The organism is Algibacter pacificus, from assembly GCF_008033385.1.
Taxonomy (GTDB): domain Bacteria; phylum Bacteroidota; class Bacteroidia; order Flavobacteriales; family Flavobacteriaceae; genus Algibacter; species Algibacter pacificus.
The window spans coordinates 77,431-103,710 of the sequence record NZ_VOGY01000003.1 but is presented as its reverse complement, the minus strand read 5'-3'; the positions used below and the strand labels follow the sequence as shown (position 1 = coordinate 103,710).

The 26,280-nt window shown below is 30.8% G+C and carries 22 protein-coding genes and 1 tRNA gene; 11 read left to right on the top strand and 12 right to left on the bottom strand.

Annotated elements, in window-relative coordinates:
• Position 1 precedes the first annotated feature (1 nt).
• A complete protein-coding gene (locus FQU21_RS05680) occupies positions 2-1,636 on the top strand; it encodes a S41 family peptidase (protein WP_147677029.1) in 1,635 nt (544 codons plus the stop codon).
• Between the two features lie 3 nt (positions 1,637-1,639).
• On the opposite strand, the gene FQU21_RS05675 is transcribed toward FQU21_RS05680, so the two are convergent.
• From FQU21_RS05675 to FQU21_RS05665, 3 genes are all read right to left on the bottom strand, one after another.
• Positions 1,640-2,083, bottom strand: a complete 444-nt coding sequence (locus FQU21_RS05675; RefSeq protein WP_147677028.1) for a GNAT family N-acetyltransferase — start codon at positions 2,081-2,083, stop codon at positions 1,640-1,642.
• Between the two features lie 89 nt (positions 2,084-2,172).
• Complete coding sequence (locus FQU21_RS05670; RefSeq protein WP_147677027.1) at positions 2,173-3,081, bottom strand: cation diffusion facilitator family transporter; 909 nt, start codon at positions 3,079-3,081, stop codon at positions 2,173-2,175.
• A gap of 95 nt (positions 3,082-3,176) precedes the next feature.
• Positions 3,177-3,611, bottom strand: coding sequence for an RpiB/LacA/LacB family sugar-phosphate isomerase (locus tag FQU21_RS05665; RefSeq protein ID WP_147677026.1), 435 nt, complete (start codon positions 3,609-3,611; stop codon positions 3,177-3,179).
• Positions 3,612-4,361: 750 nt separating this feature from the next.
• On the opposite strand from FQU21_RS05665, the gene FQU21_RS05660 reads away from it, so the two are divergent.
• The 3 genes from FQU21_RS05660 to FQU21_RS05650 all read left to right on the top strand — a co-directional run bounded on the left by FQU21_RS05660 (position 4,362) and on the right by FQU21_RS05650 (position 10,235).
• A complete protein-coding gene (locus FQU21_RS05660) occupies positions 4,362-5,216 on the top strand; it encodes a leucine-rich repeat domain-containing protein (protein ID WP_147677025.1) in 855 nt (284 codons plus the stop codon).
• Positions 5,217-5,409: 193 nt separating this feature from the next.
• Complete coding sequence (rnr, locus tag FQU21_RS05655; protein ID WP_147677024.1) at positions 5,410-7,605, top strand: ribonuclease R; 2,196 nt, start codon at positions 5,410-5,412, stop codon at positions 7,603-7,605.
• Between the two features lie 410 nt (positions 7,606-8,015).
• The gene (locus FQU21_RS05650; RefSeq protein WP_147677023.1) at positions 8,016-10,235 is read left to right on the top strand and encodes an FUSC family protein; all 2,220 of its coding nucleotides are present in this window, start codon (positions 8,016-8,018) and stop codon (positions 10,233-10,235) included.
• Between the two features lie 8 nt (positions 10,236-10,243).
• Here FQU21_RS05650 and FQU21_RS05645 read toward each other — a convergent pair whose 3' ends face one another.
• A complete protein-coding gene (locus FQU21_RS05645; RefSeq protein ID WP_147677022.1) occupies positions 10,244-10,771 on the bottom strand; it encodes a sigma-70 family RNA polymerase sigma factor in 528 nt (175 codons plus the stop codon).
• 459 nt (positions 10,772-11,230) lie between these two features.
• Between FQU21_RS05645 and FQU21_RS05640 the strand changes: the two genes are divergently transcribed.
• Positions 11,231-11,899 carry a head GIN domain-containing protein gene (locus FQU21_RS05640; protein WP_147677021.1) on the top strand — a complete coding sequence of 223 codons (669 nt, stop codon included), beginning with the start codon at positions 11,231-11,233 and terminating at the stop codon, positions 11,897-11,899.
• 150 nt (positions 11,900-12,049) lie between these two features.
• The gene (locus FQU21_RS05635) at positions 12,050-14,464 is read left to right on the top strand and encodes an ATP-binding protein (protein ID WP_147677020.1); all 2,415 of its coding nucleotides are present in this window, start codon (positions 12,050-12,052) and stop codon (positions 14,462-14,464) included.
• Here the strand turns inward: FQU21_RS05635 and FQU21_RS05630 are convergent.
• The 3 genes from FQU21_RS05630 to FQU21_RS05620 form a co-directional block, all read right to left on the bottom strand.
• Positions 14,457-15,788, bottom strand: coding sequence for a sigma-54-dependent transcriptional regulator (locus tag FQU21_RS05630; protein ID WP_147677019.1), 1,332 nt, complete (start codon positions 15,786-15,788; stop codon positions 14,457-14,459). The genes FQU21_RS05635 and FQU21_RS05630 overlap by 8 nt on opposite strands.
• Positions 15,789-15,901: 113 nt before the next feature.
• Positions 15,902-16,264: a hypothetical protein gene (locus FQU21_RS05625; protein ID WP_187269332.1), complete on the bottom strand. Its 363-nt coding sequence runs from the start codon at positions 16,262-16,264 to the stop codon at positions 15,902-15,904.
• Between the two features lie 60 nt (positions 16,265-16,324).
• Positions 16,325-16,684, bottom strand: coding sequence for a hypothetical protein (locus tag FQU21_RS05620; protein ID WP_187269331.1), 360 nt, complete (start codon positions 16,682-16,684; stop codon positions 16,325-16,327).
• Between the two features lie 285 nt (positions 16,685-16,969).
• Here FQU21_RS05620 and FQU21_RS05615 point away from each other — a divergent pair, with 285 nt between their 5' ends.
• Together FQU21_RS05615 and FQU21_RS05610 are read left to right on the top strand one after the other, a co-directional pair.
• A complete protein-coding gene (locus tag FQU21_RS05615; protein ID WP_147677018.1) occupies positions 16,970-17,650 on the top strand; it encodes a LysE family translocator in 681 nt (226 codons plus the stop codon).
• Positions 17,651-17,661: 11 nt separating this feature from the next.
• Positions 17,662-17,880 (top strand): hypothetical protein, encoded by a 219-nt coding sequence (locus FQU21_RS05610; RefSeq protein WP_147677017.1) that lies wholly within the window; start codon positions 17,662-17,664, stop codon positions 17,878-17,880.
• Positions 17,881-18,060: 180 nt separating this feature from the next.
• On the opposite strand, the gene FQU21_RS05600 is transcribed toward FQU21_RS05610, so the two are convergent.
• From FQU21_RS05600 to FQU21_RS05590, 3 genes are all read right to left on the bottom strand, one after another.
• Positions 18,061-18,131 (bottom strand) — tRNA-Cys (locus tag FQU21_RS05600).
• A gap of 52 nt (positions 18,132-18,183) precedes the next feature.
• The gene (gene folB, locus FQU21_RS05595; RefSeq protein ID WP_147677016.1) at positions 18,184-18,546 is read right to left on the bottom strand and encodes a dihydroneopterin aldolase; all 363 of its coding nucleotides are present in this window, start codon (positions 18,544-18,546) and stop codon (positions 18,184-18,186) included.
• The gene (locus FQU21_RS05590) at positions 18,546-18,755 is read right to left on the bottom strand and encodes a zinc ribbon domain-containing protein (protein ID WP_147677015.1); all 210 of its coding nucleotides are present in this window, start codon (positions 18,753-18,755) and stop codon (positions 18,546-18,548) included. Before FQU21_RS05590 ends, folB begins: the two co-directional genes overlap by 1 nt.
• A gap of 114 nt (positions 18,756-18,869) precedes the next feature.
• On the opposite strand from FQU21_RS05590, the gene FQU21_RS05585 reads away from it, so the two are divergent.
• From FQU21_RS05585 to FQU21_RS05575, 3 genes are all read left to right on the top strand, one after another.
• Positions 18,870-20,879, top strand: a complete 2,010-nt coding sequence (locus FQU21_RS05585) for a glutamine--tRNA ligase/YqeY domain fusion protein (protein WP_147677014.1) — start codon at positions 18,870-18,872, stop codon at positions 20,877-20,879.
• 25 nt (positions 20,880-20,904) lie between these two features.
• Complete coding sequence (locus FQU21_RS05580) at positions 20,905-21,987, top strand: TPM domain-containing protein (protein WP_147677321.1); 1,083 nt, start codon at positions 20,905-20,907, stop codon at positions 21,985-21,987.
• A 129-nt stretch (positions 21,988-22,116) separates the two neighbouring features.
• A complete protein-coding gene (locus FQU21_RS05575) occupies positions 22,117-23,274 on the top strand; it encodes a GNAT family N-acetyltransferase (RefSeq protein WP_147677013.1) in 1,158 nt (385 codons plus the stop codon).
• Positions 23,275-23,342: 68 nt separating this feature from the next.
• Here the strand turns inward: FQU21_RS05575 and FQU21_RS05570 are convergent, their stop codons facing one another.
• Both FQU21_RS05570 and gltX read right to left on the bottom strand, forming a co-directional pair.
• A complete protein-coding gene (locus tag FQU21_RS05570) occupies positions 23,343-24,275 on the bottom strand; it encodes an SPFH domain-containing protein (RefSeq protein ID WP_147677012.1) in 933 nt (310 codons plus the stop codon).
• Between the two features lie 336 nt (positions 24,276-24,611).
• The gene (gene gltX / locus FQU21_RS05565) at positions 24,612-26,123 is read right to left on the bottom strand and encodes a glutamate--tRNA ligase (RefSeq protein ID WP_147677011.1); all 1,512 of its coding nucleotides are present in this window, start codon (positions 26,121-26,123) and stop codon (positions 24,612-24,614) included.
• Positions 26,124-26,280: the final 157 nt, after the last annotated feature.

Below are 26,280 nucleotides of genomic sequence, written 5' to 3'. Positions count from 1 at the left end.
CATGAAAAAATTCTTCCAAAAGAAAATAATAATTCCAGTTATAGCTTGTATGCTGTTTTTAACCACGACAGCTTTTAAGAACGATTTTTTTGAAATTGCTAAACAACTCGAAATTTTTACCACATTATTCAAAGAAATTAATATGAATTATGTGGATGAAACCAATCCGGGAGATTTAATGGATACGGCTATAAAAAGCATGCTAGCCAGTTTGGATCCGTACACCAATTTTATGAACGAGCAGGATGTGGAAGCTGCTAGAATTAATAATACCGGCGATTACACGGGTATTGGTGCTAAAGTAAAAACCTTTAAAGATAAATTGGTTATTGTAGAACCTTATAAAGATTATCCTGCCGATAAAGCGGGTTTAAAAGCAGGCGACGAAATTATAAAAGTTGGTTCAATTGCCATAGAAACCTATAAAGATTATGCAGGAGATTTACTAAAAGGTGCGCCAAATTCCGAAGTTGAAGTCACTTACAACCGTCAAGGAAAAACACAAACAGCCATTATAAAAAGAGCTGAAGTAGAAATAAAAGCGGTGCCTTATTTTTCTATGATAAATGATAAAACAGGCTATATTGTTTTAAGTAAATTTAATAACAAAGCCTCTAAAGAAACCAAATATGCCTTACGCGATTTAAAATCTCAAGGTGCCGAACGTATAGTTTTAGATTTACGCGGAAATCCTGGTGGTTTAGTGGTAGAAGCTATAAAAATTGTAAATCTTTTTGTGCCAAAAGGCCAATTGGTAGTCACTACAAAATCTAAAGTTAAACAATATAATAAAAGCTATTACACCCCCGGAGAACCTGTGGATACCGAAATACCATTAGTGGTTTTAATTAATGGTAGAAGCGCATCGGCTAGTGAAATTGTTTCGGGTGCTTTGCAAGATTTAGATCGTGCCGTTATTGTTGGCTCTCGAAGTTTTGGAAAAGGCCTTGTACAACGCCCAAAAAATCTGACTTATGGTACCCAAGTTAAAATTACAATTTCTAGATATTACACACCTTCCGGACGCTGTATTCAAGCGTTAGATTATTGGCATCGCGATGATAATGGGGAAGCTGTTCGTGTAAAACAAGAAAATTATAATGCCTACAAAACCAAAAATGGCCGTCAGGTATTTGATGGTGGCGGTATATTTCCAGATGTTGTAGTTGGCCAAAATAAAAAATCGCCTGTGGCTACGGCAATTATTGATAACGATTTAGTTTTTAACTACGCCACAAACTACTACTATACGCATAAAATAGAGGATATTATGAGTTTTCAAATTTCGGATTCCGATTTTTCCGATTTTAAAACCTACTTAAAAACAAACGATTTTTCTTTTGAAACTGAAACTGAAAAAGCCCTTAATAAAGCTTTTGAAATGGCTACTAAAGAAGAATTAAATGATAATATTAAACAGGATTATAATACCCTAATAGCAAATTTACAGCAATCGAAAACGGAACTTATTGATGAAAATAAGCTTTTTTTAATGGAAGCATTAACCGAAAATATTATAAAACATTATGCTTATAGTGAAGGTCTATACGATTATTACAAAACACACGATTCGAGAATAAAAAAAGCTACAGAAATTCTTAATAATCCTAAAAAATATGAAGAATTTTTAAAATAGATATTAACCTTTTAGCATGGCAATATGTGGAATATTATCTTCTAAATATTCCTCTCCGGTTTCCTTAAAACCACAATTATTGTAAAATGATTTTAAATGCGCTTGCGCGGAAATTTTTATTTTTTTCTCTTTAAAATGATTTTCAATAGCTTCAATTGAAGCATTCATAATATCATAACCATACTTAAAAGATCGTTCTTTTTTAGCCACTACTACCCTACCAATACTGGCTTTTTCAAAATAATCGCCCGGTTTAAAAACGCGGGTATAAGCCACTATTTTTTCATTTTTAAAACCTAAAATATGCAGTGCTTTTTCGTCTTTACCATCAATATCTTGATATACGCAATCTTGTTCTACAACAAAAACTTCGCTTCGTAATTGAAGTAAGTTGTACAACTCTATGGTTGTAAGTTCCGCAAATTTTTTAACAATTATATTTATCATATTTTTTTATACCTACTAGATTTTTAAACCTTTAAGGATCTTTTTATCACAAGATTTCCGTCTTCACGGAAATAAAAAAAATTATCTATTTAATCTTGAACTATAATATCTTTAGAGTCGTTTTTATTAAATTCTGGTTGAATAGTAACATGGTTAATATCATAATTTTCATGTAAATATGTTTCTATTTCGTTTAAAATAGTATCAAATTGAGTTATTAACACATTTTCTTCCAAATCTAAATGCGCTTCTAAATGCAACTCATTATCGCTTAAATTCCAGATATGCACATGATGCAATAATTTTACTTTATCTAACTTATTAACATCACTAACTAAGCTATTAATATCGATGTGCTCGGGTGTAAAAAGCATGAGCATTTTGGTTGAAGTTTTTAAAAGATCTAAACCTACCCAAATTAAATATAAAGCGATTAAAAATGTTAATAAACTATCTACCCAAAATAACTGGTAATATTTCATTAACATGCCACCAATAAAGACCGCAACACTCGCCAACATATCGGTTAATAAATGAATATAAGCCGATTTTATATTAATATTATTACTGGCATCTTTTTTTAATAATAATACGCTAAAACCATTACCAGCAATGGCTAATAAGGCTAAAAAAATAACTAAACTAGACTCAATAACTTGCGGATTTTGAAACCGCTCTACCGCTTCTTTAATTAAAATAAAAGCCACTATGATTAACGTAGATGCGTTAATAAAAGCAGCTAAAATTTCGGCCCGTTTATAACCAAAGGTTCTATATTCCGAAGCCTTCTTTTTAGATAATTTAGAAGCTACATAACTCACCAAAAGCGAGATAACATCACTAAAATTATGTAAAGCATCACTCAACAGCGATAAACTTCCAGAAATTAAACCACCAACAACTTGAGCCACTGTAATTACAATATTTAAAAGAATAGAAATCATTAGATTTTTATCCTTGATATCATGTTGATGACTATGCGAATGATGGTGCCCCATTATGTTATAAAAATATAGTTTGAAGAAGCAAATAGTTTAGCTATTAACAATTTTCAGGTTTAACCTTTTAAAATTATTAATAGCTAAAATTGATATTAACAAGACAATGGAATTTTATCGATACGATTTTGGTGACGACCGCCTTCAAATTCTGTATTTAAAAACACATCTACCATTTCTATAACTTGTTGAATTGCAGTAAATCGCGCCGGAATACATAAAATATTAGCATTATTGTGGCTACGTATTAAATGTACAATTTCTTTATTCCAACATAAACCTGCACGTATTTTTTGGTGTTTATTAGCTGTCATAGCTACACCATTGGCACTACCGCAAATTAAAATTCCAAATTCTGAAGTGTTGTTTTCAACATCGTTTGCTACGGGATGTACAAAATCGGCATAATCTACACTATTATCGGTATCTGTACCATGGTTAATCATGGTAATTCCTTTGGCTTCTAAATGCTTTATAATTGCAAATTTATATGCTGTTCCTGCGTGATCGTTTCCTATAGAGATGGTCATTGTATATATATTAAAGTAAACTTAAGCAAAGGTACTAAATAATGTAGTCCTGTTATATATTTGCATTGGGTTATCTATAGATACAAATGCTAAATTTGTGCTAAAATAGATTAAGACTTTACAAATCAATAGCTTGTAAATTGAAATCTGTAATTTGTACTTGGGTTATTAACAATAGTTATTTAATGTGTATTATTATATTGATTACTTGTTAATAAGTGTTGATTAGTTTGTAAAAGAAAAAGTTTGAATATTTAATAATTTTTACAATCAGTAACATTTAGTTAACATCCAAATAAGTTAACGTAAATTTTCTGTTAAGTTATTAGCATCAAAAAGTATAGTTTTTAGAATTGTTAATAGTTTAATTTATTAAAAATAGTTGTTAATATAGATTACTAACAATTGTTAATAACAATTAAAAAAACCTTAAATTTTAGATAGTTAGAGTTTTTCAAGTTGTTCATTTATTATCAACAACATTCAATAAAATACAAATCAAAATAAATATTAAAAAAGTTATACCGCTATTCACAAGCTATAATAACCACTATTGTTTTTTTTAAATTTAAAAGAAAAATTAATTATATATATATAAATGTGAATAACAATAAAATTATATTTTTTTCTGTAAAAAAAATTCTATCATAATCTTTAACCTGATATTAATATAATATGATAATTTTTAAGTAAATTTGAACACTAAAATAAAATAAACTGTTTAATATCAGTAAATTAAAATTAATTATAATGAAAATAAAACTACTTTTTTTTATAACTCTCTTCAGTATATCAATAAGTCAAGCACAAACTACTTTTAATGATGGTTTGTATGAATATACGGTACTTAGTGGTACCGATGTATCTATAAAAGCATTATCTACTGCTTTTATATCTGGAACTCTAAACATTCCCGGAACAGTTGTAAATGGAGGTATAATGTATAATGTTACAACCATAGCAAAATTTGGTTTTGCAAATAATTCGAACATAACAGAAATTACTATACCAGTGGGCGTTACTACTATTTTGTCAGGTGCTTTTGGTAATTGCGAGAATTTATTTGAAGTTACTATTCCAAATGGTGTAACTACTATTGAAAAAGATGCTTTTAATTTATGTATGAAAATTAAAGATCTTGTTATACCAAATACGGTTACTTATATAGGTGAAAATGCTTTTGCTAATTTAGATAGTCTAGAAACCGTAACCGTTAGTTGGCCTGTACCATTAGTTTTAGCTACTGATGTGTTTGGTGAAAGTAAATGGACTGGAAATATAGAATTAATTGTGTTAAACGGTACCCATGATGCTTATTCTAATGCTCCTATTTGGGAAGATTTTAATCCTCTTATTTTAGGTAAATCAACTTTTAATATCACAAAAGCTGTACAAATCTATCCAAACCCTGTTAAGGATGTATTGGCTATGGAATTAAATCAAGGTATCCAGTTTAAACAAGCTCGTTTATTTAACAATTTAGGGCAGTTGATTCAACAAAGTGAAAATTTAAGTACCAATATAAGTACATTAAAATCAGGTTTGTATATTTTAGAAATAGAAACCAATAAAGGAAAATTAATAAAAAAAATAGTTAAGCAATAGTTTATTATAAATAAAGAAAAAAAAGGCTCACATTAATTTGTAAGCCTTTTTTTATTATTTAACTTTTACGAAACATCATTTAATATTAAAACCGTAACTTTGTACAAAATAAATAGCGCATCTTCTCTTTAAATAGCGCTATTAGATAACAGAATTTCCAGTATCTTAGGAAATTAAAATGATTACAAATTACATGACAAGAAATAAAAAAGGAAAATCCAAACGTAAAGGGATTTCCAACCTATCAAATACAATCTTAAGTATATTAAAAAAAGAAAGAAACCAAACGTTTAACTATAAGCAAATTGCCGCTAAATTAGGGGTTAACGATGCTAGTAGTCGAAATCAAATTATAAAGAAACTTCGCGATTTACAAGGTAAAAAAGAAATTGAAGAAGTAGAACGCGGTAAGTTTAAAGCCGTTGTTAATGCAGAATACCACACCGGAATTTTAGATTTAGCAGCCCGAGGTAATGGCTATATTATTTCCGATGAGTTTGTGGACGATGTTTATATTGCCTCAAACAATATTAACAAAGCCTTAAATGGAGATGAAGTTGAATTTTACGTGTACAAACGTAAAGTTCGCGGTAGAATGGAAGGTGAAATAACCAATATTATTAAACGTGCTAAAAGCGAATATGTTGGGGTGATTCAAATTCACGAAAAAAAGAATTTTGCCTTTGTAGTTTGCGATAGTAACAAAATGTCTAAAGATATTTTTGTACCTATTAACAAAATTAATAAGGCCGAAGATGGCGATAAAGTACTGGTTTCTTTAGAAGATTGGCCCGAAAAATCCGATTCTCCAAACGGCAAAGTTTTAAAAGTACTGGGGAAACCAGGCGAACATAATACAGAAATTCACGGTATTTTAGCCGAATACGGTTTACCCATGGAATTTCCTCACGAAGTTGAGGAGTTTGCTAACAATATCGATACTACCATTACCGAAGAAGAAATTGGAAAACGCCGGGATATGCGTAAAGATTTAACCTTTACCATAGATCCAAAAGATGCTAAAGATTTTGATGATGCCCTGTCTTTTGAAGTATTAGACAACGGTTTATACGAAATAGGTATTCATATTGCCGATGTGTCTCATTATTTACAAGAAGGTACTATTTTGGATGATGAGGCCTACGAACGCGCTACATCGGTTTATTTGGTGGATAGGGTAGTACCTATGCTTCCAGAGGTTTTATCGAATAACGCCTGCTCGTTGCGTCCGCACGAAGAGAAATTAACCTTCTCTGCAGTCTTTCAAATGAATGATAAATGTGAAATTAAAAACGAATGGTTTGGACGTACGGTAACGTATAGCGATGCGCGTTTTGCTTACGAAGAAGCGCAAGCTATTATAGAAAGCAACAGTAATGCAATTCCAAAAGAAGTATCGTTAACGGGTGAAGCTTATAAAACCGATCAAAAAGTAGCCGATGCCATTTTAAAAATGGATGAGCTTGCCAAAATAATGCGAGGAAAACGTATGGGTTCTGGTGCAATTTCTTTCGATAAAGTTGAAGTAAAATTCAATTTAGATGAAAACGCAAATCCAGTTGGTGTATTCTTTAAAACCAGCATGGATGCTAATAAATTAATTGAAGAATTTATGTTATTGGCTAACCGAAAAGTATCGGAATTTGTTGGTAAAAAAGATCCAAAAAAGACCTTTGTTTATCGTGTGCACGATGAGCCGGACGAAAGTAAATTAGAGACATTACAAACTGTAGTTGGAAAATTTGGTTATAAATTAGATTTTAAAAATCGTAAAACCGTATCCTCATCGCTTAATAATTTATTGAAAGAAGTAAACGGTAGAAAAGAACAAAATTTAGTGGATACTTTAACCATTAGAACCATGAGTAAGGCTGAATATACCACCAAAAATATTGGGCATTACGGTTTAGCTTTCGATTATTACAGTCACTTTACATCGCCAATTCGTCGTTATCCCGATGTAATGGCGCATCGTTTATTACAGTTGTATTTAGATGGCGGAAAATCGGCAAATGCAGATATTTACGAAGAAAAATGTCAGCATTCCAGTAACATGGAAGGTTTGGCAACTAGAGCCGAGCGCGATTCTATAAAATACATGCAAATTAAATTCATGCAAGATCATCAAGATGAAGAATTTTTAGGTGTTATTTCTGGAGTTACCGATTGGGGAATTTACGTAGAAATTATTTCTAATAAATGCGAAGGTATGGTGAGTGTTCGTGATATGAAAGACGATCATTACGCTTTCGATCAAGATAATTACGCCATGGTGGGAAGTAAAAATAAAATTTCTTACCAGCTTGGAGACGAGATTATTGTAAGTGTTAAAAATGCCGATTTAGTTAAAAAACATTTAGATTTTAATTTAATAGGAAAACCAGAATAATATCTATAAAAATATAATTTGGGCGTTACTCTAGCTGTATCATAAAAGTACAGCTAGAGTCGGGCTTTCACTACTCAATCTTTTTGTTTTTTAAGGAAAACAAAAAGGATTTCAAACAAACCGTTCAATCCCTAACGCATGTATTTGTTATGTTTCAGGGGATATTGAAGGGTTTTTTTATGCTGTCATTTCTAGTTTAAGAGAAATCTAATAATTATAAAAAACTAAAATAATATAGTTTTATGTGATTTCTCTATTCGTTCGAAATGACAAAACTGTACATCATCATACATAAAATTTTATGACGTTAATTTATTTAAATAAATTTATAGTATGATTTTAAATTTAAATATACAAAATAGATAGCCTTCCCTAAAAATCCTTCTTAAATTTGAAACTTAATTAGGCGTATGGTTAATAATTTAATTAGATACTTTAAAAGTATACATTTTATTAAAGCTTTTTTAGTGGCTTTAGCCATGGCAATACCGGTGTTAATATCTATTTATTTTTTTGATAGATTGGATATAGGTTTTAGTATTGCTTTAGGGGCTATTTTATGCGCGCCATCGGATGTTCCGGGGAGTTTTAAACATAAGTTTTACGGTATATTGGTATCCATAATTTTATCGTTTGCTATTACTTTTTTAATCGGATATTTTAGTAGTTATTTTTTTGTAATGGTACCATTATTAACCATTTTGGTATTTTCAGTGTCTTATATTTCGGTATTTGGTTTTAGAGCTTCATTAATTTCATTAGTGGGGTTATTATCGTTGGTTTTAGCTTTTGCTCATCAAAATGCAGAAACCTCTATTTTAGAACATGCCTTATTTATTGCTTTGGGCGGTGTTTGGTTTTTATTTTTAACCATGTTAACGCAGTTAGTATTACCAAGCGTTCAGGTAGATTTTTTGTTTGTTGAACTGATTGAAAAAACAGCGGAATTTATAAAAATTAGAGGAAAATTATTGGTTGAAACTGATGATAGAACCAACCTTTTAGAAGAAAATTTTAAACTTCAAACGGAGATTAATGAGCTTCATGAAACCATAAGAGAAGTGATTCTAGAAAAAAGATTAAGCGCTGGTTTTAGTAATAGAACGAGAAGGCAACAACTGTTTTTTTCTAAAATTATGCAAATTTATGAGTTGGCTATTTCTAACACTATTGATTATGATAAATTAGATGCATCGTTTAAAAATCATCCTGAAATTATAGATGAGTTTAAACTGTTAATTTTGGAAGTTTCAAAACGATTAAACCATATTTCAAAAGTTATTTTAAAAGAGGAAAAATTATCTTTTAATAACAATTTTAAAGTATTACTTAAAAAAATAGAAAACCATATTGAAATTTATAAAGTCAATATGGGATTATCTCAATATAGAGAAGAGATTATATTTTTATTAAACTATAATACCTATCAAGAAAAACAAATAAGTAACCTAAATGATATGTTTAGGATTTTGGATGGCTATTCTAAAAATGATAAAATTAGAGCCATTAAAGATGCCGAACAATTTATAACGCCTCAGGATTACGATATTAAAAGATTAAAGGCAAATTTTAGTTTTAAATCGCCCATATTTAGACATTCATTGCGGTTAACACTTACCATGCTTATTGGTTTTATTATTGGTAACGTTATTGAAATGCAACAACCTTATTGGATTTTATTAACAGTGGTTGTTATTATGCGGCCCAGTTATGGTTTAACCAAAGAGCGCACTATACATAGGGTAGTGGGTACCTTAATTGGTGCTGTAATTGGTGTTGGTATTGTTTTTTTAACACAAAATCCAATAGTTTACGCCATTATTGCGGCATCATCATTAGTTATTGGTTTTTCTTTAGTTAAAAACAATTATAGAAACGCGGCTGCCTTTATTACGGTATATGTTATTTTTATGTATGCCTTAATTAACCCCAATATTTTAACCGTTATCAAGTTTAGAGTTTTCGATACTTTAATTGGATCCTTATTAGCTTTTGTGGGGAATTACTTTTTTTGGCCCGCTTGGGAATCTAAAAATATTAAAGAATCTTTTTCACATGCATTGGAGTCATTTTTAGAATTTTTTAAAGAAATAGATACGCTATATCATGTAAAAGGTGAGGCTTCTACAGCATATAAATTGGCTAGAAAAGAAGCTTTTTTACAAGTCGGAAATTTAAATGCAGCTTACCAAAGATTGATTCAAGAACCAAAATCTAAACAAGAAAATAGTGCTATAATTTATGATTTAATGACTATTATCAATACCTATTTATCATCACTTTCGGCCTTAGGTATGTACATTAGAACTAATGAAACAGGCAAAGCTCCAAAACAGTTTGAAATTTATGTAAAACATATTTTATCAAATTTAGAAATTGCAATAGCCATATTGAATGATAAAGAAGAGTATAATATAACTTTAGAACCTCAAGAATTAGCTTTAGCAACTAAGAATTACGACGATTATTTTCAAAACCTAGCGCAAGAACGAGATATAGAAATTGAAAAAGGATTGCCTATTTCTAAAGAGATGCGGATGAAATTACACGAAACACAATTAGTATCCGAGCAGGTAAGATGGTTGTTTAATTTATCGGAAAGTTTAGTGAAAAAAGTAAGTAAAATTTAAGTGAAATTTCAACAAGGTTTACATGCAGCACAGTCTGGCTCTCCAATTAAATGGCCATGTTTATCTAAGTTGTATTTACAACAGCTTTTAAAATTCTTCTTTAAAATTTCTTTAGATCGTTTAATTCTAGCTTTTACATTTTCTAAGCTAATATTTAAAGACTGTGCGGCTTCTTTTTGTTTTAAACCTTTGATATAAACAAGTTCGATGACCTCGTTGTAAATTTTTGGTAAATTGCTAATAAATCGATCAAAACAGCAGACATCAAAATATAGATTTTGAGGGATTTCTTTGTTTGTATTTACAGGTTCTGTATAAAGAGATTCTTTATTAAAATGATTGGCTATTTCATGTCTTGCAATTTGAAAAACCCAAGCTTTTACTTTAGCTTCGTCTTTAAGTTTTTCTAGGTTTTTATGAATTTTTAAAAAGGTATTTTGGAAAATATCATTGGTATCATTTTCATTTTTTACTCTTTTAAGAATGAAAAAATAAAGCTCATCATTGAAAGTATTCCATATATTTTGAGTGTCCATATTCAAAAGTAAAAAAAAGGTTAGTAGTAATACCAACCTTTATAATGGGTTTAACAACAAGTACAGTTATTGCACTTACATTGAGTACAACTGCATTTATTTTCTAAACAATTTGTACAATTACATTGGGTACATTCGCAATTCATGCATTTACAAGTATTCATAATTTATATATTTTATCGTTCATAAAGGAGACGGATAAGAGTTAAAAAAGATACTTTTTTTTTAGTGAAATTTATATTAAATATACATAGTGAAAACATTATCAGTAAATTATGTACTAATATTTTAAAATAAAATAACTTTCAGATGAAACAGATGTAGTAATTATTTTCATTGAAATTGAGTTTTCATTTTGTTATGAATTGATAATGTTTTGCCAAAAGGTCATACTTCGGAATAATTATTGATAATTTTACGTTTAATAAGAAAATTGAAATCAAAAAACATAAAATACAGATGAAAACAATTGTAAAAATATTAGTGCTTTTTATCACAACAACGCTATTTGCAAATAATATTGATAAACAAGTTGGCGAATTTTCTACCGTTAAGGTCTATGATTTAATAGAAGTTGAACTTGTAAAAAGCAGCGAAAATAAAATTGAAATTACAGGAGAAAATGCCGATGATGTCGTTATTGTTAATAAAAACGGCATATTAAAAATAAGAATGAGTTTGAATAAAAGCTTTGACGGTAATAATATAAAAATCAAACTATTTTATACCAAACTGGACGTAATTGATGTTAATGAAGGCGCTAAAGTATTTTCTAAAGATCCTATTAAACAATATGAGATTGATTTAAGAGCACAAGAAGGTGCTTCGCTTAATTTAGCTATCAATGTTTCGTATGCCAATATTAAAGCGGTTACAGGTGGTAATATTGAAGTATCGGGAGAAGCTACTTCTCAAAATATTTTAATAAGAACAGGGGGTATTTATAATGGCATGGATTTAAATACTGAAAAAACAGATGTTTCTATAAGTGCTGGTGGTGAAGCTTCTGTAAAGGCATCCAAACTTGTAGATGCTAACGTTAAAGCAGGTGGTGAAATCCGTGTTTATGGAAAACCACAAACCTTAAACGAAACGACTGTTTTGGGTGGTACAGTAAAAAGAATGTAGTTAAAATAAAATAAAAAATAAGTAGTTTAAAAAGGTAGTAAGTTTAATTACTGCCTTTTTTTATTTATAATTATTTAGAGTTTAATTATAACACATATTATTATCCTTTTTTTAAGGTTAAAATAATATATTAAGCATTATTTATTCTGTATGAAATCTGCTAAAAATACCATTACTTTTAAGGTCATCATCGGTTATATTATACTGGCTATTTTAGCGAGTACTTCGGGGTTATTAATACTTTATGAAATAAAAACCTTTACCAACTTACAAAAGCAAGATATTGTCGATAGAAGTAAAGTTATTAAAACAGGAAGTTTAATAGCCGATATTTATGAAAATGAAAGTTTAGCGCGGGCGGCTATTCAATTAAATTCATCTCAAAAATTTAATGATTATGTTGTTGAAAATGAACAACTTATTTTAAAAATAGATTCGCTTAACTTACTTATTAATAGTGATTCTCAGAAAGTTATTTTAGATAGTATTAAAGTATTTGTAGATCAGAAATTGAAAAATATTACCGATTTAAAACGATTGAAAAATCGTGATAATTCTAATGAATCCATAAATAAAGCTATTAATAAACTCACCTCCATAGATTCGGTTTTAGGAAAAGTAACTATAAGTGATCTTGTTAGTAATCCTAAAACTTTAGATAAAAAAACACGTGATAATTTTGAAGAATATGTAAGAATACTTAATAAGTATAATACTAAAGATTCTATTAGTAAAATGGACCAAAAGCAAATAGATTCTTTAATATCTATTTCGAAGAATATGCTAAAAGATGTTCAAATTAAATCGAATAATCAACGGCGGTCTTTGCAAAAAAAAGAACGTGAATTGGTTGAGAACGATTTAATTATTTTTAGAAAATTGCAAGAATTATTAAGTACTTTAGAAAATGATATTGTTAATAATACTACAACTATTAATAAACAACGGGAGGAAACCCTAAAGCGTAGTGAAAATATTATTTTATTTGCAACCGGTATTGGTTTTATTATTATCATTATTTTTTCCATTATTTTTTTAAACGATTTTTGGAAAACCCAACGTTACCGGAAACAATTAGAACAAGCCAACGAAACAACATCTTCACTTTTAAAAAGTAGAGAACAATTAATATCTATGGTGAGTCACGATTTGCGAACGCCTTTAAGTACCATTATTGGCTTTAGTGAATTACTTCAGAAATCAACAGAAAATAAAAAGGAAAAAAATTACATCGAACATATTTTTAGTGCCTCTAATTATATGGGGCAGTTGGTTGATGATCTCTTAGAATTTTCTAAACTCGAACATGGAAATATAGCTGTAGAATTAGTGCCATTTAATTTAGAAAAGCATATTAATGAAGTGGTTGAAAATGCAAAAAGTATTGTTAAAAATAAACCCATTACGTTTATTTTAGAACATGATAATTCTATAAATAATCTCATTATTACAGATCCATTTCGATTAAAGCAAATTCTATATAATTTGGTTATAAATGCCTCTAAATTTACTAATGAAGGCAGTATTACTATCACTAGTTTTTTAGATGAAAACACCTTAGAAATTAAAGTGACTGATACTGGAATAGGTATTAGTGAAGATCAAAAAGAGCATATTTTTAATGCCTTTACACAGGCCGATAATAACCAAGATAATAACCATAATGGTTTTGGTTTAGGTTTAACTATTTCTAAAAAATTAGTTGAATTTTTAGGTGGTAAAATCACTTTAGAGAGCGAATTAAACAAAGGCAGTACATTCATGCTAAAAATACCTGTAAAGCTTTCTGATAAACTTTTAAACACTTCTAGTACACCTTTAGAAACTCCTATATTTAATTTAAAAGCATTAGTGGTTGAGGATGATGCCTCGATACAATTGCTTATTCATGATATTTTAAAACAATATAACATTGAAGTTGTCGTGTTTGATAATGCAAAAACAGCATTAGATGATATTGATAATATAAGCTACGATTTCGTTTTAACCGATATTCAATTGCCTAAAATGAACGGTATTCATTTTATGGAAATCCTTAAAAATCATCCATCGTACAAACAACAACCTATAATTGCTATGACGGGACGCGCCAATATGTCGGCCCAAGATTATATAAACAGTGGCTTTTCCGAAGTATTAATAAAGCCTTTTAGTTCTAGTAAAATACAGGATGTTTTAAAGCATTTTTTTAGTATAGAAAAGGTTGTGGCACCAATAAAATTAAGTAACGATATTACTATAAAAACAGAAGGGTTTAGTTTGGCAGCTTTAAATAATTTTTTTAATAACGATGCGGTGGAAGTAAAGCAGATATTAAATACTTTTTTAGAAGATACAAAACAGAATTATACACAATTAGAAGCAGCAAAAAACAATAACGATATTGACAGTTTTAATAATATTAGTCATAAAATGCTTACCATGTTTAATCAGTTACAGGTAGATGCTATTATTCCTTTTTTAGAAGAATTTGAATCGGTAAAAATGATTGATAATCTTCAGTTTTCAGAGTTTGAAAACCGTTTAGAAATCTTTATTAAAAATTTAGAAACTTACCTTAGCTAAGATTGTATTCTTTCATTTTATTGTAAAGCGTTTTTCGGGTAATTTTTAATAGTTTGGCCGCGTTTGTTTTATTGTTATTTACTTCGTTTAATGCTTTTATAATTAGTGCTTTTTCATTTTCTTTAGTAGAAAAGGAATTCGTGGAAGTTTGTGCTTTAACCTCTTTTAACTCGGCGGGTAAAACGTTGGTATCTATAAGTTCGGTTTGTGTTAATAAAGTCGCTCTTTTTATCACATTCGATAATTCTCTTAAATTTCCTGGCCATTCATAATTTTGAAAAATAGTCAAGGCATTTTTAGAAAAACCAACAACAGATTTGTTAAGTTGATTATTCGCTTTTTCTAAAAAGAAATCGGCGTAAAGAATTAAGTCGTCATGTCTATCTTTTAAGCTAGGTATTTTAATCGAAAATTCATTTAATCTATGGTATAAATCTTCACGAAAGGTTCCTTTTTCAACAGCTTCAAGTAAATCTTCGTTGGTGGCTGTAATTAATCGGATATCCACATTTATTTCATGATTACTTCCTACGGGTTTCACTTTTCTTTCTTGTAAAGCTCTTAGTAATTGTATTTGATTTTCGTAGGTTAAATTGCCAACTTCATCTAAAAATAAAGTACCGCCATTGGCCGCTTCAAAATGTCCTATTTTATCATCGGTAGCCCCAGTAAAAGATCCTTTTTTATGTCCAAAAAATTCACTCGATGCTATTTCTTTAGGTATGGCACCACAATCTACGGCCACAAAAGGTTTATCATGTCGTAAACTTTCTAAATGAATCGTTTTAGCAACAACCTCTTTACCGGTACCGCTTTCGCCTGTTATTAACACCGATAAATCTGTTGGAGATACCAAGTTAATATATTCGTTTAAAGTGGTTGATGCGGCACTAATACCTTTTACAAAACCTAAATTTGGGGTAGCCTTTGGTTGTTTCGTTTTTTGTTCCGCTGGTGCAGTGGTTTTTTGTTCCAAGGCATTACTAATAACTTCTAAAACTTCATCCGGATTAAAGGGTTTAGAAATATAATCGAAAGCGCCTTGTTTCATGGCTTGTACGGCGGTAGACACTTCGGCATAACCCGTCATTAAAACCACGGGAACTGTATTTTTTTTATCTTTTATTTGTTTTAGTAAATCTATGCCATTACCATCTGGAAGGCGTAAATCTGTAAAAACTAAATCGTAATGTTCCTTTTTTAGAAGGGTAGAGGCACTGTTTAAATTATAACTTATAGTCACGGCATAGTGATGGCGTTCTAAAAATTGTTTTAGCATTTTAGAAAAGGATACATCATCTTCAACTAATAAGATTTGTTTCATAAATAGTTATTGATTAACAAATGTATTAAGTTTACTTGGTTCCTATATTTAAAAAAAACATAAAAAAAGACGTTTTACAATAAAACGTCTTTTTTTTTAATTAGGAGTTACTATTAATTAGTAGAATCTGTAGTTTCATTTTCTGTTGTATTATCGTCTTCTTTTTTAGACATTACATCAGCTTCTTTTAGCCAGTTACCATCTTTATCGGCATAGACTATATTTTCTGTACCATCAATTGTAAATTCCAATTTATATTGTTCATTACTATTTATGTAAGCTTTGTTAATGGTTGCCTGCGGAAAATCTTTTGCTAAGGCAGCCGTTATCGTTTCAGGTAAGTTTTCTAAAGCAATTTCTTTAAATTCATCGGCAATTGAAACGGTAATAGTTTCATTTTCAATTGGATTGTTTACTAATGCGAATGTTGAAAATCCACTGGCTACGATTGCTACTGTTAAAATTAATTTTTTCATGATTTTTTTGTTTTTGAGGTTATATTATAGTTTGCAATTTTTTATTGAAATTAGATGATGCTATTTATTATTAGGTTCTAATTCTTCTTCTTCAGTGGTTTCTTCTTTTTTTGGCATCACATCGGCTTCTTTTAACCAGTTACCATCTTTATCGGCGTAGACTATATTTTCTGTACCATCAATGGTAAATTCCAATTTATATTGTTCATTACTATTTAAGTAAGCTTTGTTAATGGTTGCCTGCGGAAAATCTTTTGCCATAGCAGCCGTTATCGTTTCAGGTAAGTTTTCTAAAGCAATTTCTTTGAATTCATCGGCAATTGAAACGGCGATAGTTTCATTTTCAATTGAATGGTTTACTAATGCGAATGTTGAAAATCCACTGGCTACGATTGCTACTGTTAAAATTAATTTTTTCATGATTTTTTTGTTTTTATGATTATTGTAAATTGTTTTACGATGAGTTAATTGAAATAAATATGCCACAAGTCTAATTAAACCGTGTTTTATTATTAACTATCTATAAAACAAGTTTTTATGATTTTTTTGTAAAATTTGAATACTTTTTTTTTGTGTAAAAAGTGAGTAAAACCGAAAGGGGTATGGGTAAAAAATACACTATGTTGAACTTAGGAAACATATATGATCTGTTTCTTTCTTTCTAAATAATATATTTTGTTACTTTGTGTAAATCTGTATTTTGTTATGTTCGACGATATTTTAGCAGCCGTACCTTTTGGTATTATACTAGCCTTTACTATAGGGCCTGTATTTTTTGTGTTGTTAGAAACAAGTGCAACAAAAGGGTTCCGTAGTGCATTAATATTTGATAGTGGCGTCATGTTGGCCGATATTATTTTTATTCTAGTCGCCTTTTTTAGTACCAATAAATTGCTTGATAAAATAGAAGCCGATCCTAATTTTTTAGTGTTTGGTGGCGTGTTACTAGTAACTTACGGTATTATTTCCTTTATAAAAACATCGAAATCTTTTCGTGAAATTGTACGTGAATACCATAGAGTTGAAATTAAAAAAGGTTACGGAAAGCTCTTTCTAAAGGGTTTTCTGCTTAACTTTATTAATATTGGTGTGTTGTTGGGTTGGGTTGCTTTTATAGTATTGGCAAACTCGTTAACTACTTCAGAAAATGGAGTTGTTGTCTTTTTGAGTACCATTTTAATTGTCTATTTTTTAACCGATTTAGGAAAAATATTAGTTGCCAAAAAACTTAAAAATAAATTAACGCCTCGGCTTATTTATAAAACTAAAAAAGTGATTGCGTTAGTTATATTAGGTTTTGGTGTATTGCTTTTAATACAAGGGTTTTTTCCGAAGGAAAAGGAACTTTTAAAAGAAAAAATTGAACAAATTAATCCTATAAATTAGAGTTTTTTATTTTGAATATAGAAGCTACAAAATTAGAATTGATGCATCTGTTATTGCAAACTCAGAAAGAGAGTTTACTTAAAAAACTTCAAGTTGTTTTTGAAGAGGAAGCAGGTGATTGGTGGAATGAAATATCAGAAAGTGAGCAAAAAGAAATTATAAAAGGATTAAATGATGCAGATAACGGTGATTATATAGATAATAATTCTGTTATGAAACGTTTTGATTAATGGCATTAGAAATTCTCATAAAGGATTAGTAGATAGAAACAATTATATTATTTATAGAATTCAGTCTGAAAAAGAATTAATCGAAATTATTAATTTTCGAGGAACAAAGCAGAAACCTATCCAATAAATATCTTTAAACATAAAAAAAGCTTCTTAACTAAATAAGAAGCTTTTTTATTGAGGTGTCGAGCGGATTCGAACCGCTGTAGCAGCTTTTGCAGAGCTGAGCCTAGCCACTCGGCCACGACACCTTAATTTGAGTGTGCAAATGTAAAAAAAATTTACAACTCTCAATATATAAAATTACTTTTTCTTTTTATCGGTCATTTTTATCGTTACTCGGGCAACGTCTCCACCAATGGGAGGATTCAATTTACTTACCCAAACCGTGGCTTTGGTAACCATGGTATCTTCTTTAAAAATACGGTTTAAAATACGCTTGGCTACAGTTTCTAAAAGATAGGATGGTATACTCATTTCCTCTTTTATAATTCTATTTAATAATACGTAATCTACGGTATCACTCAATTTATCCGATTTTGCCGACTCTTGTAAATTCGCTTTAACCGTTAAATCTACACGGTAATCACTACCAATTTTTGTTTCTTCTTTTAAACAACCGTGGTATGCAAATACCCGAATGTTTTCTACTTTAATTATTCCCATTAGTTTGTAAATAAATCAAAAATGTTACTCAAGGCGCTGGTTTTGGCTTTATAAAATTCGGTGTAGGTACAACGTTTGCAAGTTACCGAAGTAAATTTTTTGTTTTGTACATCAAATATTTTCGACCATCGACCACCAGTGGCGCGCATTTCACTGGTTTCAAATTCTCTATTTTGGCATTTTGGACAACTATAATTATTATTTTGCATGGTATAACTTTTAAAATATGAGTTGCAATAAATCCAAATTTGTTACGCTTCTTAGTTAGAATTAGGTCAAAAATAACTTGAATTTACGTAATTTTGAAGCTTATTTATTTAAATATGTCGGAAGAAAGAAAATCACTTAATTTTTTAGAGCAAATTATAGAAGAAGATTTGGCAAGCGGAATGCCAAAAAACCATCTTCGTTTTAGGTTTCCACCAGAACCAAACGGCTATTTACACATTGGCCATACCAAAGCTATTGGTATTAGTTTTGGTTTAGGTGAAAAATATAATGCCCCTGTAAATCTGCGTTTTGATGATACCAATCCAGCTAAGGAAGAGCAGGAATATGTAGATTCTATTAAACAAGATGTGGCTTGGTTGGGATATAAATGGGATAAGGAATTATTTTCCTCAGATTATTTTCAGCAGCTTTACGATTGGGCCGTTCAATTTATTAAAGAAGGTAAAGCTTATGTTGATTCGCAATCGAGCGAAGCGATGGCCGAACAAAAAGGAACGCCAACACAACCTGGTATCGATGGCCCTTTTAGAAATAGAACGGTTGAAGAAAACCTCGATTTATTCCAACGTATGAAAGCGGGAGAATTTAATGAAGGCGAACATATTTTACGTGCAAAAATAGATATGCAACATACTAATATGTTGATGCGAGATCCCATCATGTATCGTATTTTAAAAAAAGATCATCATAGAACAGCAAGCGATTGGTGTATTTATCCTATGTACGATTGGACACATGGTGAAAGTGATTATATAGAACAAATATCGCACTCGTTGTGTTCGCTTGAATTTAAACCCCATAGAGAACTTTACGATTGGTTTTTAGATCAAGTGGTTACAACCGATAAATTACGTCCTAAACAACGTGAATTTGCCCGTTTAAACCTAAGTTATACCATAATGAGTAAACGTAAGTTACTTAAATTGGTTGAAGATGGTGTGGTGAATGGTTGGGACGACCCACGTATGCCAACCATTTCTGGGCTACGTCGTCGTGGATATACCCCAAATTCTATCAGAAAATTTGTAGAAACAGTTGGTGTTGCCAAACGTGAAAATATGATAGATGTCTCGCTTTTAGAATTTTGTATTCGTGAGGATTTAAACAAAACAGCACCACGTGTTATGGCGGTTTTAGATCCTGTTAAAGTGGTTATTACAAATTATCCGGAAGATAAAGAGGAATGGTTTGATGCTGAAAATAATCAAGAGGATGCTGCTGCAGGTTTTAGAAAAGTGCCTTTTTCTCGTGAAATTTTTATTGAAAAAGAAGATTTTAAAGAACAAGCGAGTAATAAGTTTTTCCGTTTGAAATTAGGTGGAGAAGTTCGATTGAAAAATGCTTATATTATTAAAGCAGAATCTGTTGTAAAAGATGCTAATGGCAACATTACAGAAATACATTGTACGTATTCTGATGATACCGAACGCCGTATAAAAGGGACGTTACATTGGGTATCTATTAAACATGCAATAACGGCTGAAGTAAGAGAATACGATCGTTTATTTTTAGACGAAACTCCAGATAGTCATCAAGATAAAGACTTTATGGAATTTATTAATCCAAAGTCTTTAAGAACTATTCAAGCTTTTGTAGAACCTAGTTTAAAAACGGTTGAAAAAGGACAGAGGTTCCAATTTCAACGTTTAGGGTATTTTAATGTGGACGATGATTCTTCTTCAGATAAATTAGTATTTAATAAAACCGTTGGATTGCGGGATTCTTGGGCTAAGGTAAAGCCGCAACCAGCAGCTAATAAGAATGGGAATAATCAGCAAAAACCACAACAACAACAATCGCAAAGAAAGGCCATTGATATCATCCAAAAATTAGGAAAAAAATATACCAATTTACCAGAAGAAAAGCGTCTTAAAGTTAGAGCTGAAATTTTAGAACTCGCCAAAGATGTTTCTTATGATGAGGTTCAACCACTTTTTAACACCGCTGTTAAAAAAGTAGGAACACGTATTGCTGTGGCGCTTATTTTAAAAGTTTTATTAGAAAACGGACAAGCCAAAAACGACGATATTAAGGCGTTTATTGAAAAAGCATTGGACGATAAAAATGAGTTATTAGTTGAAGAAGCTAAAACTTTCAATTAATTAAATAGTAGGTTACTTATAACATTTGAGTAAATTAAAAGTAATAATCCTCTTGTTTTTTGTTTGGTTTCAACAGACCAACGGGCAAGAGGATTTTCCTATTCTAACCGAAATAGTAACCGATAACGCGGCACTTTTCAGCGAAAGCGAAACCCTAAAACTTAGAGAAAAATTAAAAGCTTACGAAACCGAAAAAACACACCAAATTGTGGTGTTAACTATTAATTCCTTAGGAAATAATACGGTTGAAAATTACGCCAATCAAGTTTTTAATAAGAATAAACTCGGACAAAAAGATGCCGATAATGGACTATTAATTCTAATCGCTAAAAACGATAGAAAATTTAGAATTGAAGTTGGTTATGGTTTAGAACCTATAATTACAGATGCTTTTGCGTCTAGAATTATTAGAAAAACCATGACGCCAAAGTTTAAAGACGGGCGTTTTTATGAAGGTGTAAACGCTGGAACTACCGAGATCATTCAGCTTATTGATGATCCTAAATACCGGGACGAGTTTGCTACTTTAATAAAGGAAGAGGATAAAATACCCCTGTGGGGAAAAGTATTATTAGGTGTAATGCTTACCTTATTTTTTAGTATTTTTATAAGCGCTGGTGGTTTCACATTTTATACAGGTTATAAAAAAGTACTTAATGTATTTAGAGGTTTAATAATAGGAAAAGTGAGTGTTATTTCCTTTCCATTTTTACTATTATCATCTTTATTTTTGGTGTTGTTTAGTCTTCCTTTTATAGTTTTGCCGCTGTTTTTTGCAGTCATGATTATTAGTACACAAGTTGGTGAAAATACTATGATAGATCCTTTTAATCTTATAGAAGAAGCCTCATTTTTAAACCCAACTAACCTCCTTATTTTTGCTGTGGTGTTGTTTATTATTCTGCCATTAATTATTGTGTTTTCTACGCGGTCTAGTATAAAATATCAGCCTTTAAAGTTTTCACTTTTAAAAAACGATAAAAAATATATGAGCAAAAACTTTTCTTCTAGAGGTTCTAGCTCAAGCTATAGAAGTTCATCGTCTAGTAGTAGTTTTTCTGGAGGTGGTGGAAGCTCTGGCGGTGGTGGGGCTAGCGGAAGTTGGTAATTATGAGGTATAAAGATCCTGTATTTGCTAATATTGATAATCTTTATTTATGATTGAAAATAATTTTTTGTAAACTTTTAACCTTTATGAAGACTGAGAATTGTAATTTTCAGTCTTTTTCATTTTCTATTGATACACTATAATATTTATAACTCATTTAAAGAACTTCCAGAAGATTGGGACGCCCTTGTAAAACACGATGTTTTCTTGCAGACACGCTATTTGCAAGCTTTGGAAGAATCCTCGCCAAACAATTTACAATTATTTTATATTGGGGTGTTTAAAGCCGATGTTTTGGTAGGTGTAGCTGTTGTACAACGTGTGCAATTGTATTTGCAGGACATGTTTAGAAAAACCAAAGTATCTTGTTTTAAAACATTAGTTCGGGATGTGGTGTCTAAAATTTTAAAAGGTAATATTTTAGTTATAGGAAACTTAACGCACACTGGGCAACATGGTTTGTTTTTTCAAAAACGAGCTTTATCTCAAAAGGCTTTTTTCAACGTGATTCATTCCGCTTTAAGCGATATAAAATCCATTATAAAAACCAAGCAGAATAAAACCATTAGAATGTTTGTGTTGAAAGATTATTTTGAAAATGATCCTATTCACAATGAAAAAGAAAGCTTGGATAGGGCTAAATTGCATCAGGTGAGTATGCAACCCAATATGATACTTTCGGTTAGTAAAGCTTGGTTTACTATGGAAGATTATATGGCAGCGCTACAAAAAAAATATAGAGATCGGTATAAGCGAGCTCGGAAGAAATTCAATGCCATTAAAACGATAGAATTAGCTTTGGATGATGTTAAAAACAATTCCGAAGCATTACATCAGTTATATTTAAACATATCAAATAACGCGAAGTTTAACACCTTTATTTTGCCTCAAAATCATTTTTATAGTTTGAAACTTCAACTAAAAAATCATTTTAAAATTTTTGGATATTATTTAGATGATAAGCTGGTTGGATTTTATACGTTAATTCAGAATAATAAAGCTTTAGAAACTTATTTTTTAGGCTATGATAGTGAACACCAATATTCGCATCAGCTGTATTTAAACATGCTTTATGACATGCTTAAATTTGGAATTGAGCATAGATTTAGTACTATTGTTTATGCACGTACTGCCATGGAAATTAAGAGTTCGGTAGGTGCGGAGGCCAAGCCTATGTTGGTGTATTTAAAACACACTAATAAGTTAATGAATGCCCTATTGAAACAGATATTTAAACTGATGAATCCGTCGCAAGATTGGGAAGAACGCCATCCTTTTAAACGTTAAAAAACGCTTCAAAAAAAAATCCTCAAAAGCGTGAACCTTGAGGATTTTTTTGTAATATAATAGTAGGGTTATTCTTCCTTTGTTTTAGGATTATTTTTAGAATTTTTCATGGCCTCACCAATTTGGTTACTGGCTGTAAAACTAGCTACCATATCGTTTAGCATATTGCTACCTGCTTGTGGCGAATTGGGTAATAAAATAAGGTTACTATTGGTTTCGCTACCAACAGCTTGTAGGGTATCATAATGTTGTGTAACTACAATAAGCGCCGACGCTTCTTGGCTGTTAATACCCACACGGTTTAACACATCTACAGATTCTTCTAAACCACGTGCAATTTCACGACGTTGATCTGCAATACCTTGTCCTTGTAAACGTTTGCTTTCGGCTTCTGCTTTGGCGCGTTCTACAATTAAAATACGTGCGGCATCACCTTCATATTGGGCAGCTGTTTTTTCTCTATCGGCTGCATTAATACGGTTCATGGCTGCTTTTACTTGGGCATCTGGATCAATATCGGTGACTAAGGTTTTTATAATATCGTAACCATAATTTTGCATGGCATCATTTAGTTCTGTTTTTACAGCAATAGCGATATCGTCTTTTTTCAAAAACACATCATCCAAAATCATTTTAGGAACTTCGGCACGTACCACATCAAAGACATAACTTGTAATTTGATCGTGCGGATAATCTAGTTTATAAAAGGCATCTTCAACTTTGTCTCTAATCACTTTATATTGCACAGAAACTTTAAGACGAACAAATACATCATCTTTAGTTTTTGTTTCAACTATAACATCCAATTGTTGAATTTTAAGGCTTAATCGACCTGCTACACGGTCTACCAATGGTATTTTCATTTGTAAACCAGAGTGACGAATATTTTGATAGCGACCAAAACGCTCTATTATGGCTGCGGTTTGTTGTTTGACAATAAAGAAGGAGGAGAACAATATTATTGCTCCAATTAATAGGAAAGGAATGGCGATAAAACTCATAGCTGTTCTGTTTAAAAGTTAAAAGATTAAGATACAATATTTTGTTGTTTAAATTTCTTTTTTTTAAGCAACTTTAGTTATTGGTAATTGGTTTTCTAAATTTGTTACACAAAACTTTTATTAAAGTAATTATTGAATTACACAAACTTCGATTTTGCTTTATTTTTAGATTTTAGAATGCTATGAATATAGTTATACTATTAAATTACTTTTAATTGCTGTGGTGGTTCAACTAATCTAATATTTTTAAAATGCTATCCACTTTTATGTCATAAAAAAACCTTGCTATTTTATAATAGTAAGGTTCTTTGAACTATCACGTATATTAGATTAAAGTTATATCGTTTTTATCAAATTTTCAATACGCTTAACGGTTTCATTTTTCCCAATCATGTAAATAATATCGAAAACATCAGGGCCTTGTAAAGCACCAACCAGTGCTAAACGTAATGGCATCATAACTTTTCCAAAGCTTATTTCGTTGCTTGTAATCCAACCTTTTATTTCAGTTTGAAGTGTTTCTACTGTAAAGTGCGTATTCGCGTTTAAAAGGCTTATAACCTCGTTCATTAAGTCTGCTGTACCTTCTTTTAAAGCTTTTTTAGAGGCTTTAGCGTCATATACTGTTGGTGTAACAAAAAAGAAGCTTGTTAAGTCCCAAAAATCACTAACAAAAGTGGCGCGTTCTTTAATTAAATCTACGGTCATCGCAATATAGCTTGTATCGATATCTGCTAATTCTGGTCTTGAATTTTTAAAGATATCTGCTAACTCGTCGTTATTTTGTTCTTTCATATAATGGTGGTTAAACCATTTTATTTTATCTGGATCAAACCGAGCTCCAGACTTGTTTACTTTCTTTAAGTCGAAGGCAGCAATTAATTCCTCCATGTTAAAAATCTCTTGTTCGGTTCCTGGGTTCCAGCCTAAAAAGGCTAAGAAATTGACCATGGCATCCGCAAAATAGCCATCTTCTTTATAACCTCTAGAAATTTCGTTTGTTTTTGGATCTTCCCATAATAATGGAAAAACAGGGAATCCTAATTTATCACCATCACGCTTGCTTAATTTTCCTTTACCCGTTGGTTTTAGTATTAATGGCAAGTGTGCAAATTCTGGCGCGTCCCATCCAAAAGCTTGGTACAATTGGTAGTGTAATGCCAAAGACGGTAACCATTCTTCACCACGAATAACGTGTGAGATTTCCATTAAATGATCGTCCACAATATTTGCTAAATGGTAAGTTGGCATACCATCACTTTTAAACAACACTTTATCGTCTAAAATATTCGTATCAATTTTAATATCGCCACGAATAATATCTTTTAGATGAAGTGTTTCATCCTGTGGACTTTTAAAACGGATCACGTAATCGTCGCCAGCATCTAATTTTGCCTGAGTGTCTTCCGCGCTAAGCGATAATGAATTGTTTAGTTTTAAACGATTATGCCAGTTATAAATAAATGTTTTTTTATTGGCTTCGTGATCTTTTCTTTGGAAATTTAATTCTTCGGCAGTATCAAAAGCATAATAAGCATTTCCTGAAGCAATTAATTCTTCAGCGTAAGCTTTATAAAGGGGTTTACGTTCACTTTGGCGGTAAGGACCAAATTTTTCGTTAGTGTTCGGGCCTTCATCAAATGGCATATTGCACCATTTTAAGGCATCAATAATGTATTTTTCGGCACCTTCAACATAACGGTTTTGGTCGGTATCTTCTATTCTTAAAATAAAAGTTCCATTGTGTTTTTTAGCGAATAAATAATTGAATAAAGCAGTACGAACCCCACCAATATGTAGCGGTCCTGTTGGGCTTGGTGCAAAACGCACACGAACATTTTTAGTCATTTTGTAATTTATAGTAAAGCTTAAATTTTTACATTTAAGTGTTAATTGAAATGGTTTTGTTTTTGGAATTAGGGCAAAGATACAATTAACAGCTAATTATAAACCTTGTAAAAAATAAAATTGTAATTTAGTGGGTTAATACTTTAGTATAGAATAG